Here is a 10,462-nt window from a genome sequence, read left to right on the forward strand (position 1 = left end):
AAGCTTTAAACAAACAGCTTTAAAACATTCCCCATCGCATCATCGGCAAACCCCTGCACGAAGTCCTTGAACCCCGGCAGCGCCTCCTCGCCGCCAGAAGCCGGTTCGGCAATAATCGTCCAGGTCGCCCGCGACTTCCCCGCCCCCAGCGATTCCACATTCATCGCCGCCCACAGATTGGCCACGCCCAAGGTGTTGTAGATCGTTGTCCAGGTCATGCTCCGCGCCTGCTCGTCGCGGGAGTTGAGTTGCTCGACCACCACGTTGCCATCCTTGAAAAATTTCTTGCGTAGCGAGGACACGCCTTCGCCGGTCATTTCGATGTGCGACAGCGCCGGAATGAACTGGTCGAAGCCGCCGAAGTTGCCGACCACCGCCCAGACCTGTGCCGCGTCTGCCGGCACGTCTACCGAAGAAACCACGTGGCAGCCGTGAGGGTTTTTGATCAGGGTGTCAGGTTGCAGAGTGCTCATGGTGTTGCTCCTTTTGGATGAACTAGATGAAGTTGATTTCTTTCAGGTAATCGCAGCCGCGACGCAGCAGCGCCGGGGATTTCTGCGGGTAGTGCGCGCCCATCTGCTGCACGCCGGCTTGCGCATTGGCGTGACCGATGAGGGAGATGTCGCCGATGTCTTCCTCGAAACCGTTGAGGTAGAAACCGAGCACGCCGAACAGCGCGTTGTCGGCATCGACTCGCCCGAGCTGTTGCTGCCAGTCGGCGACGCTGACCAGCGAGAATTCGCTGCCGGTTTCGCGGAACGAGGCGACATAGGCGTCCCAGCTCAAGGGCTCGGGGTTGTGCAGGTTGAACACCGCCCGCTCGGGCGAATAACGGCTGGCATGGAAAGCGATGAAACGGGCGAGAAAGTCCACCGGCATCAGGTCGAAATTCAATGCGAAGGCCGGCACCTGACCGAGCTGGATCGAGCCTTTGAGCATCAGCATCAAACGGTTTTTGTGCGGCTGGCAGACGCCACTGAGGCTGTTGAAGCTGATGTTGCCGGGGCGATACAGGTTGACGCGCACACCGCGTTCGCGCGCCCGTTCAAGGATGCGCTCGCCCACCCATTTCGACAGGTTGTAGCCGTTGCGAATGTAGATCGGTGGCGTCGTTGCAGCGGGCAATTCCAGCACGCGACCCTCGGCATCAACGGTGCTTGAAGCCGACAGCGTCGAGACGAAATTGAAGACCTTTTTGCTGCGCCCTTCGCACAGGCGCAGCAGTTCGAAAATAGGTTCGACGTTGTCCGCTGCCAACGACTCGTAATCGAGGACGTGATTGACGTTGGCGGCGTTGTGCACCAGTGCGCCGAACTCGCGATCCAGCCGCTGATAATCGCCGTCAGTCAGCCCCAGTTGCGGGCGGCAGATGTCAGCCGCGTAAACCCGCACCCGACTCAGGTCCAGATGTTCGAGGCGGTTCTCGCGCAACGCCTGGGCGAAGCGTTGCGCCGCCGTTTGCCCACCACCGTCGCGCACCAGACACGCCACTTCGCTGGCGCCCCAACCGAGCAGCGCCTCGACGATGTGCACGCCGACAAAGCTGTTGGCACCCGTGACAATCACCTTGTGCACATCGCCCATGCGACTGATCGGCAGCGGCTCGATATCCAGCGTGCGTTCGGCGTCGGCCATGGCCTGGGCGCTGAGCACGGCGCTGTCATCGGTACCGCGCACCAGGGTCGCGAGTTTGATGATGGTCGGCAGTTCGATGAAGCGATTGATCGAGATGCTGCGACCGAACTCTTCACGCAGGCGCAGCAACATCCGCGACAGCAGAATCGAGTGACCACCGAGATTGAAGAAGCTTTCGTCGGTGGAAATGTCGCTGGTCGGCAGCTCCAGCAACTCGGCCCAGATCTGCAGCAGCAGCGCTTCGTCCTCGTTTGCCGGCAGGCATTTCGGCCCGCTGTCCTGCACGCTTACCGGCAATGCCAGCAGCGCTTTTCGGTCGACTTTGCCGTTGCTGGCGAATGGCAGGTGCGGCAATTCAGTCCACGCTACCGGCTGCATGTAGTCCGGCAAAAATTGCTGGGCGTGGGCTTTCAGCGCATCGCGGGCAGCGTCCGATTGCGGCCGGGCGAGGAACGCCAGAATCCGTCGCTGACTATCGATCACCACGGCGATTTGCCGGTACAGCTGGCTCTCGCGCAGGCAGCGTTCGATCTCTTCCGGCTCGACCCGGAAACCGCGGATCTTCACCTGATTGTCGCGCCGCCCGCACAGCTCGATGCCGTGCTCGCCCCACTTGGCCATGTCGCCACTGCGGTAGGCGCGCAGCTGTTGGCCGTCCGGCAGATTCAACTTCAGATAGCGCTCGGCAGTCTGCTGTGGATTGTTCAGATAGCCGAGGCAGACACCGGGGCCGACGATGAACAATTCGCCGACGGTGTGCTGCGTCACCGGTTGCAGGTCGTCATCGAGAATCAGCACCTGGCTGTTGGCGATCGGCGCGCCGAGGCTGCGGTTGCTGTCGCCGGGTTTGAGCTGTCGGGCGGTGATCAGCACCGTGGCTTCCGTGGGGCCATAGAGGTTGTGCAGTTCGCCTTGTCGAGTCAGTTGCTCGATGACGAACGGTTCGCAAACATCGCCGCCGGTCATCACCTGTTGCACGCCTTGCAGTTGCTCCAGCGGCAGGATGCTCAACAGTGCCGGCGGCAAGAAGGCATGGGTCAACTGTCGGCGGCGGACCAGCGCCACCAGTTGCAGTGGATCGCGCCGCTGCGTGTCGTCGGGCACCACCAGTTCGGCGCCTGTGAGCAGGGTCGGGAAGATGTCGATCAGTGACGAATCGAAGCTCAGCGAAGAGAACTGCAACACCCGACTCTCAGCGTGCAACTGCACGTAGTCGGCGTACCACGCGGTGAAGTGCGCAAGGTTGGTCTGGCTGAGCAGCACTCCTTTTGGATGCCCGGTGGTGCCCGAGGTGTAGAGCGCCATGCACGGCGCATCGAGTTCGGGGCGCTGGCGCATCAACGGTTGCGAAAGGTCGGCATCGAGGCTGTCGATGCGGCTGACATCCAGCCCCGGGATCGACTCGCTGAGCGGATGCGAACCGTCGTGCAGCAACAGCAACGCGCCGGCGTTTTGCAGGATGTATTGCTGGCGCTGCAACGGATGGCTCGGCTCCAGCGGCAGGTACACCGCGCCGCTGCCGAGGATCGCCAGAATCGAGGCGAACAGCGCCGGGCTTTTCCGCAGGCAGATGCCGACGACCCAGGGTTGCGGATGCTGGTCGAGCAGGGGCTGCAAGCGCTGTTGAATCGCCCGACTGTGCGCATGCAACTGGCGATAGCTGATCGACTGCTCGGCGAGGTGCAGCGCTGGACGATCAGCATGACGGATCAGGCTCTGTTGCAGACGCTCGATCAGTGGAATCTGCGCTTGTTGCAGCAGTGGCACATTCGTCGTGTCGTTGAGGCGATGGACGTAAGCCAGGCTGTCGAGGAACAGCAGGTTTTCCATCCGTTCGAAATCCGGCGCAGTCACCGCAGTGGCTTGCTGGAAATATTCCGGGTCGCGGGAATAGCGGCTGACCAGCAACGACACTTCGTCCACCACTTGCGCCAGCACTCTTTGCCGCAGTGCCTGGCCGTTGCCGGACGGCTCATCGGCAATCGGCACGCGGCTGATCAGTGACGAACCCAGGAAGCACAGCAGGTCGAGTGACGGCAGACCGGCAAGGCTCTGCGCCCCGACACCCAAACGCAGATGCAGGTGGGGGATGGCGCAGAAATCGCCGGCGCCGATGAAGCCTTCGTCGATGATCAAATCCATCGTCGGTTGCGCGGCGCCGCTACGCGCCAATGAATGACCGTGTTGTTCAAGTTCATGCGCCAGGTCGGTCATGGCCTGGCTGACGCCAATCAGCAAAATGTCGAGACGTTTCATGTCGGCCTCCTCATCAAACCAGGTAATCGCGCAGGGCGTGCTGCACGCACGGTGTGTCGAGCAGCGAACTGCTGTGGAAGAACTTGACGATGTTGCCCACCAGCGGATGGTGGCGATTGATCGGGAAGGCCAGTCCGGTCATTTCCTCCTTCAGCGAATGGCGTGTGGCCTCGCTGACCGGCAGGGCATCGATCAGGCGCAGGTCGAAGGCTTTCTGGATGTCGTTGGTCAGGTAATGGCCGATGAACACCGGCAGGATCTGCGCAATGGCTTCGCGATCCGCTGTGCTTGCGGTGTGCCAATAGATGCGCACCATCCGCGCCCAGAAGCTCGAATGGCGGCCCTCATCGAGCAAGTGGTCGGCCATCAGGCCCTTGATCGACGGCTTGACCGTGTCGTCCCGGGCGAACGCCGCGACATCGCCGGTCACGGTGTTCTCGGCGATGGCCACGCAGATCAGCTCGACGGCGCTGCGCAGGTGTTCCGGTGCCAATGCAATTGCGGCGGGGATGGCCCGGCTCAGCTCGATTTCGTCGGGCAGTTCGATTGGCTCGATGCCGGTCATGGCCACCGTTTGCTGCATGAAATCCATGGCCACCAGCGCGTGGTAGTCCTCGTCGACCACCACGGTCATCGCGTCGTAACGGCAAGCGAAAGGGAACGCCACGGCGAAGCGGTTCTTGGCGATGCTGCGTGCGGTCTTGTCGACGATTTCAGTCTCGAAAATCACCACGTCATTGATGAACTTGTACAGCGTCTGCACCAGAGCGAAATCACGCTGCTGCGGGCACTCACGCAGGAAGGTGTCGCTGAGCACCAACGGTTGGCGACTGAGCGGATAGATCAGGCGTTCGTCGTTTTCCAGCATCCGCCGCGGGCGGGTACGGATGGTCGCGCGGCCTTCCCAGGCCTCGGCGAAGGATTGATAGTCGGCGGCGTTCATTGGGCCACCTCCGCCAATGGCTCGCGCATGCTCACCCGCAGGCCATCCCACAAGGCGATGCGGCTTTCCACGGCGGCGATGGCGCTGGCGTAAACCTCGGCTTCGCGCTGCGGATCGCCATCGACCAGACGCTCCAGCAGTTGCTCCGCCGCCGGACCGTGATCCTCGGAGTCGACCTCGATGTGCCGTTCCAGGTAATAGCGAAAGGTCGGCGCCTGTTCGATGCCGATGCCCCAGTCGTCGAGGATGCGCTGGAACATGGTCGGAATCACACTTTCGCGGCCATGCAGAAACGCGGCAGCAACGCTGTGCCCCGGTGCATGCAGGGCAATACGCAAGGTGTCGCGGACAAATTGCGCGGCGGCCGGGTCGACCTCGACGCTTTGCAGCGCTACGTCATAACTCACGCCTTCCTGCTGCAGCGCGACGAAGCGCTCCGCCGCCGCGGTGCTCGCACCGACTTCGCGCATCGCGTCCAGGTACAACTCGAAATGGCTGTAATGACCGTGGCTCAAGCGGTCGTCGGATTCCTCGCCGAGAACAATCTCGTTGATCAGTCGGGCTGCATGCGGATCACGCGGCGGCAGCCAAGGCAGGCGGGTGCAGGTCAGTTCCTGTTGCAAGCGCTTGGTCAGCGACATGAAATCCCACACGGCAAACACGTGGGTTTCCATGAAACGGCGCAAAACAGTCATTGAATTGATCTCGGCGAATATCGGGTGAGCGCTGAGTTCGGCTTTCTTCAGGGCGAGTTGTTGCTTTGTTGGAGACATGACGGGGCCTTTATCCTTGATATGAAATGGCTGTGTTATTTCAACTTCGCAATCAATGGAACAGCGGCTTGTTATTCTTTTTTCCAGGCGAGCGACGGCCGCATACAAATCATTGAAGTTGCATTAAATGTATGGGCGCTACTGCAGGGCGGCTCAGGCACTTTACTGCCCGTTGGTACCCTGGCTGTTGGCCGGTGCTTGCCTGGGTCGTGGAGTTCAAGCTCGGCGGAGAAAAACTAATACATCGCCAAACAACTTAACAAGTGTAATTTTGATTATTTTTAGTTGTCGTTTTTTCAAATATGAGAGTGTCCGATAAAACTATTTGAATAAGTTTTATTTGGGCGTAGTTACTCCTTTCGGCTAATAAAGGCCAAAATCGAATAAACAGAGTGAATGCCTCACTCGAAGCAACTTTTTAATTAAAAGAATGAAGTTTTTTGAGGGGATGAAAGTTGGCCCGCAACGACGCCGATTCTTTCCTTTTCCCGTGACAAGGCTCCTTCCGTAGGTTCCTGTTGCGGGGACTGCGCCGGCGGTGCGGTGCGTCGCCCGTTCTTTTTTGGGTTGGCTGTTCAAGAGTGCGGGTAAATGGCCGCCACGGCTATTACCGATTTTTCATTGCAGGAGTGCAATTTCCGGGCTGATCGGCGCAGGGAGGGTAGAGCGAAGACGGGGATATGCCAGCAGATTCGTGGCTGTCGGCAGGAGGGATTTGTAAGCGGGTTATTCGCCGGGCAGACGCACTGGTCCGGGCCCGGCGTGCAGGGTTCAGCGCGCGGCTTTGCGCTGTTGTCCGGCGGGGCTTGCGAGATAGCGGGTGATAACCTCGACACCGCGGTTGAGGTGTTGTTTGAGCAGTGCGACGGCGTGATCGATATCGCGCTCGACCACCGCTTGCAGCATGGCACGGTGATCGTCCTGAGAGAGTTTGCCCAGGCCCATCGCTTCAAGGTTGAAGCGCAGGAAACGTTCTTCCTCGTTGAGTCCGTCTTCGACCAGGCGCAACAGGCGCTGGTTGGGAGCTTTGCAATACAGCGCCATGTGGAACAAGCGGTTGAGACGGCCGATTTCCGTGTAGTCGTGTTGCGTTTCGAGTTCTTCGATATAACCGGCGGCGCGAGCGTGATCGGCTGGCGTCAGCAGCGCAATGGACTGGCGCATGGCTTCGGTCTCTAGCAGGATCCGCAATTCGTAGGTTTCCGTGGCGTCACCCTGAATCAACGGCGCAACCACGGCGCCCTTGTGTGCGGTAACGCTCAGCAGTTCCTGCGCTTCGAGCTGGCGCAAGGCTTCGCGCACAGGCATGCGACTGACACCGAACAGATCGGCCAGATCCTGCTGGCGCAGGGCGGTGCCGCACGGCAAACGACCATCGAGGATGGCAGCACGCAAGGTTTCTTCGATGATCGAGCGGGCCAGGTGCGCGGGAATCGGCCCATCGACTTTGATGCTCTGTAGCGGTTTGGGCTTCTGTGTCACGACTACGCACCCTGTATGTCGGCGGAATTTGGATCCAAAGGACACTAGTGATTGCTCTACAAGTTGTCAAACCGTGTAAAGGTTGTGTGCCTGAAAACAGTTTAGCGCGCTGGCGATGATCTCATGGTGCCATTGTTTTTTGGCGGGCTAAGCTTCACCATCAAACGCTTTCCTTCCTGCCCCCCGGAAACCTGCTGTGGCGGTACGTTTCGCGATCCCCCGGACTCTGCGCTGGCTAGGCTGCGCACTGCTGCTGGCCAGCCTCATGCTGGGCGGTCTGCATGCCGATTGGGATTTTTCCGCCATCAGCCGCAAGGCCACGACCCTCTATGGACCGCTGGGCGCCGGCCAGCAGCGGATCGACGCCTGGCAAAATCTGTTGGCCACGCAGAAACAAGTCAGCGAAATGGAAAAGCTCAAAGTGGTGAACCTGTTTTTCAACAAACAGATGCGCTACGTCGAGGACATCGACCTGTGGCACGAGGTCGACTATTGGGAAACCCCCATCGAAGCGCTATGGAAGGGCGCCGGCGACTGCGAAGACTATGCGATCGCCAAGTATTTCAGCCTGCGCCATCTCGGGGTTTCCAGTGACAAGCTGCGCATCACCTACGTCAAGGCCCTGCGCCAGAACCGCGCGCACATGGTGCTGACGTACTATGCCACTGCCGATGCCATGCCGCTGGTGCTCGACAGCCTGATTGATCCGATCCAGCCTGCCTCCCAGCGAACCGATTTGCTGCCGGTCTACTCTTTCAATGCAGAGGGTCTGTATCTGCCGGGGGCCAAGGGCAACAAAAAGGTTGGCGATACCAAACGCCTGTCGCGCTGGCAGGATGTGTTGAAGAAAATGCAGGCCGAAGGTTTTCCGGTCGAAACGATTAACTAGGAGCACGCGCTCAGATGTCTTTGTTCAAACAGCTGTTGATCGCTATCTGTCTGTTCCTGGTGGTCGCCTTCACCGGCAGCTTCATGGTCAGTCTGGAGAGCTCGCGCACCCAGTACGTCAACCAGTTGCGCTCCCACGCCCAGGACGCTGCCACGGCGCTGGCGTTGTCGCTGACGCCGAATATCGACGATCCGGCGATGGTCGAATTGCTGGTCAGCTCGATCTTCGACAGCGGTTATTATGCGAGCATCCGTGTGGTCGATCTGAAGACTGACCAGACGATTGTTGAGCGCAACGGCATCCCGGCCGTCACCAATGTGCCGGACTGGTTCGTCAAGTTGATTGGTCTGGAGCCGGCCGGTGGCGACGCGCTGGTCAGCCGTGGCTGGGAGCAGGCAGCCCGGGTCGAGGTGGTCAGCCATCCGATGTTCGCCGTGGCCAAGCTCTGGCAGAGCGCGTTGGGCAGCCTTGGCTGGCTGCTGATCTGCGGCGCGGTAAGTGCGGTGCTCGGTGCGTTGTTGCTACGCCGGCAATTGAAGCCGCTGGATTACATGGTCAAACAGTCCCACGCCATCGCCCGTCGCGAATTCCTCAGCCTGCCGGAATTGCCGCGCACCCCTGAGTTGCGTCGCGTGGTGCAAGCGATGAATCAGATGGTCGAGAAGCTCAAGGCGCTGTTCCAGGAGCAGGCCGAGCGCAGTGAAAAACTGCGCACCGAGTCCTATCAGGACAACCTTACCGGTCTGGCTAACCGACGCTATTTCGAGATGCAGTTGAACAATCGGGTGAGCAACCCGGAGCAGGCCAGTTCCGGTTATCTGCTGCTGTTGCGGGTCAAGGACCTGGCCGGGCTCAACCAGCGTCTCGGTGGTCAGCGCACCGACGAATTGTTGAAAGCGGTCGGCGAGCAACTGTCGCGCGAATGCGCCAAATACCCGGAAACGCAAAACCTCGTCACCCGTATTCGCGGCGGTGAATTCGCCGTGCTGGCGCCGGGGCTGGTACGTGAGGAAGCGCTGCAACTGGCGCAGAACCTCGACAGCGCGCTGGGCAGCTTGCACGCAACGGGCGCGACGGATGTGCCGGCGGTCGCCTCCATCGGCCTCGCGCCGTTCGCCCACGGCGACTCGCCGCAAGCCGTGCTGACCCTTGGCGATCAAGCGCTGGCGCAGGCCGAGGGGCAGGGCGAGCAGAACTGGGCGTGCATCGATCAGAGCCTGACGGCGGATGTCGGTGACGATCACCATGCCTGGCATCGCCTGCTGGATCAGGCGTTGAGTCAGCAACGTTTCGAGCTGTATTTCCAGCCGGTGGTGGCCGCACAGGACACGCAACTGGTGCTGCATTACAAAGTGCTGTCGCGTTTGCTCGATGAGCAGGGCCAGACCATTCCGGCCGGGCGTTTTCTGCCATGGCTGGAGCGTTTCGGCTGGACCGCGCGCCTGGATCGCTTGATGCTCGAACGTGTACTGGAGCAGATGAAAGCGCATGAGGATTCGCTGGCGCTGAACCTGTCCTCGGCGACCCTGGCCGATACGCAGGCGCTGAACAAAGTCTTCGAGATCCTGCGCGCGCATTCCAACCTTGGCCCACGCCTGACCCTGGAAATCGGCGAAGAGCAATTGCCGGAGCAAGCGGTGCTGGAGCAGTTGACCCGACGTCTGCGTGAACTGGGTTTCTCGCTGAGCCTGCAACGCTTTGGCGGACGCTTCAGCATGATCGGCAATCTGGCGCGACTGGGGCTGGCTTACCTGAAGATCGACGGCAGCTATATTCGCGCGATTGATCAGGAGAGCGACAAGCGTCTGTTCATCGAAGCGATCCAGCGCGCGGCGCACAGCATTGACCTGCCGCTGATTGCCGAGCGGGTGGAGACGGAAGGGGAGTTGTCGGTGATTCGCGAGATGGGCTTGTATGGGGTTCAGGGGCAGTTGTTCGGTGAGCCGAAGCCCTGGAACTGATCGTTCCCACGCTCCGCGTGGGAATGCAGCCCGTGACGCTCTGCGTCACAAAGGTAGTTGAGCGGTGCGGCCGGAACGCAGAGCGTCCCTTGATGCATTCCCACGCGGAGCGTGGGAGCGATCAGCCCTGGAACATCAGATCAACCCGGTCTCTTCATCATCAATCAACTGACTCAACCCGCCCAACGCTTCCCGTGCCTGGGTACGGTCCATCAGCTTGGCCTGCGCTGCCGGCGGCAGGTCGGTGACGCGGATCACGCCTTTCTGGGTCAGCACCTGAATCAGGTCGTCGAGTACCCGAATCATTTCAAAGTCGCTCTGCTTGAGCTGTTTGAGGCTGTTTTCCACGGCTTCGTTGGCGTACCACGCCTGGATTTCGTGGTGGTCGGCCGGCAGCGTTTCCGTGGCCTCGGCGTACGCCGCAGCTTCCACGCGAATCAACTGGCCTTGCGCATCGCGTTGCACGTAAAACATTGAGCATCCCTCGGAAATGAACCAGCGTCATGCTGTCAGCAGCATAGCC

Annotated in this window: 8 protein-coding genes; 2 read left to right on the top strand and 6 right to left on the bottom strand. The window is 60.4% G+C overall.

The features are described from left to right. Nucleotides 1-5 precede the first annotated feature (5 nt). The 5 genes from KI231_RS00675 to KI231_RS00695 all read right to left on the bottom strand — a co-directional run bounded on the left by KI231_RS00675 (nucleotide 6) and on the right by KI231_RS00695 (nucleotide 7,089). Nucleotides 6-473, bottom strand: a complete 468-nt coding sequence (locus KI231_RS00675; protein ID WP_213027155.1) for an SRPBCC family protein — start codon at nucleotides 471-473, stop codon at nucleotides 6-8. A gap of 22 nt (nucleotides 474-495) precedes the next feature. Continuing rightward, a complete protein-coding gene (locus KI231_RS00680; RefSeq protein WP_213027156.1) occupies nucleotides 496-3,891 on the bottom strand; it encodes a non-ribosomal peptide synthetase in 3,396 nt (1,131 codons plus the stop codon). A gap of 13 nt (nucleotides 3,892-3,904) precedes the next feature. Continuing rightward, nucleotides 3,905-4,834: a diiron oxygenase gene (locus tag KI231_RS00685; protein ID WP_213027157.1), complete on the bottom strand. Its 930-nt coding sequence runs from the start codon at nucleotides 4,832-4,834 to the stop codon at nucleotides 3,905-3,907. Next, a complete protein-coding gene (locus tag KI231_RS00690) occupies nucleotides 4,831-5,607 on the bottom strand; it encodes a DUF3050 domain-containing protein (protein ID WP_213027158.1) in 777 nt (258 codons plus the stop codon). The genes KI231_RS00685 and KI231_RS00690 overlap by 4 nt, the downstream gene beginning before the upstream one ends. Before the next feature lie 771 nt (nucleotides 5,608-6,378). Further along, entirely contained in the window at nucleotides 6,379-7,089 is a 711-nt protein-coding gene (locus KI231_RS00695; protein ID WP_213027159.1) for a GntR family transcriptional regulator, read from the bottom strand. Nucleotides 7,090-7,285: 196 nt separating this feature from the next. On the opposite strand from KI231_RS00695, the gene lapG reads away from it, so the two are divergent. Together lapG and lapD are read left to right on the top strand one after the other, a co-directional pair. After that, nucleotides 7,286-7,978 carry a cysteine protease LapG gene (lapG, locus tag KI231_RS00700; RefSeq protein WP_213027160.1) on the top strand — a complete coding sequence of 231 codons (693 nt, stop codon included), beginning with the start codon at nucleotides 7,286-7,288 and terminating at the stop codon, nucleotides 7,976-7,978. 14 nt (nucleotides 7,979-7,992) lie between these two features. After that, nucleotides 7,993-9,939 carry a cyclic di-GMP receptor LapD gene (lapD, locus tag KI231_RS00705; protein WP_213027161.1) on the top strand — a complete coding sequence of 649 codons (1,947 nt, stop codon included), beginning with the start codon at nucleotides 7,993-7,995 and terminating at the stop codon, nucleotides 9,937-9,939. 135 nt (nucleotides 9,940-10,074) lie between these two features. Here lapD and KI231_RS00710 read toward each other — a convergent pair whose 3' ends face one another. Further along, nucleotides 10,075-10,413 carry a tryptophan synthase subunit beta gene (locus KI231_RS00710; RefSeq protein ID WP_103306853.1) on the bottom strand — a complete coding sequence of 113 codons (339 nt, stop codon included), beginning with the start codon at nucleotides 10,411-10,413 and terminating at the stop codon, nucleotides 10,075-10,077. Nucleotides 10,414-10,462: the final 49 nt, after the last annotated feature.

It is taken from the genome of Pseudomonas sp. Seg1, assembly GCF_018326005.1.
Classification (GTDB): domain Bacteria; phylum Pseudomonadota; class Gammaproteobacteria; order Pseudomonadales; family Pseudomonadaceae; genus Aquipseudomonas.

Coding starts and splice junctions, on each gene's coding strand:
- KI231_RS00675 (WP_213027155.1), bottom strand. CDS start 473: ATGAGCACTCTGCAACCTGACACCCTGATCAAAAACCCTCACGGCTGC.
- KI231_RS00680 (WP_213027156.1), bottom strand. CDS start 3,891: ATGAAACGTCTCGACATTTTGCTGATTGGCGTCAGCCAGGCCATGACC.
- KI231_RS00685 (WP_213027157.1), bottom strand. CDS start 4,834: ATGAACGCCGCCGACTATCAATCCTTCGCCGAGGCCTGGGAAGGCCGC.
- KI231_RS00690 (WP_213027158.1), bottom strand. CDS start 5,607: ATGTCTCCAACAAAGCAACAACTCGCCCTGAAGAAAGCCGAACTCAGC.
- lapD (WP_213027161.1), top strand. CDS start 7,993: ATGTCTTTGTTCAAACAGCTGTTGATCGCTATCTGTCTGTTCCTGGTG.
- KI231_RS00710 (WP_103306853.1), bottom strand. CDS start 10,413: ATGTTTTACGTGCAACGCGATGCGCAAGGCCAGTTGATTCGCGTGGAA.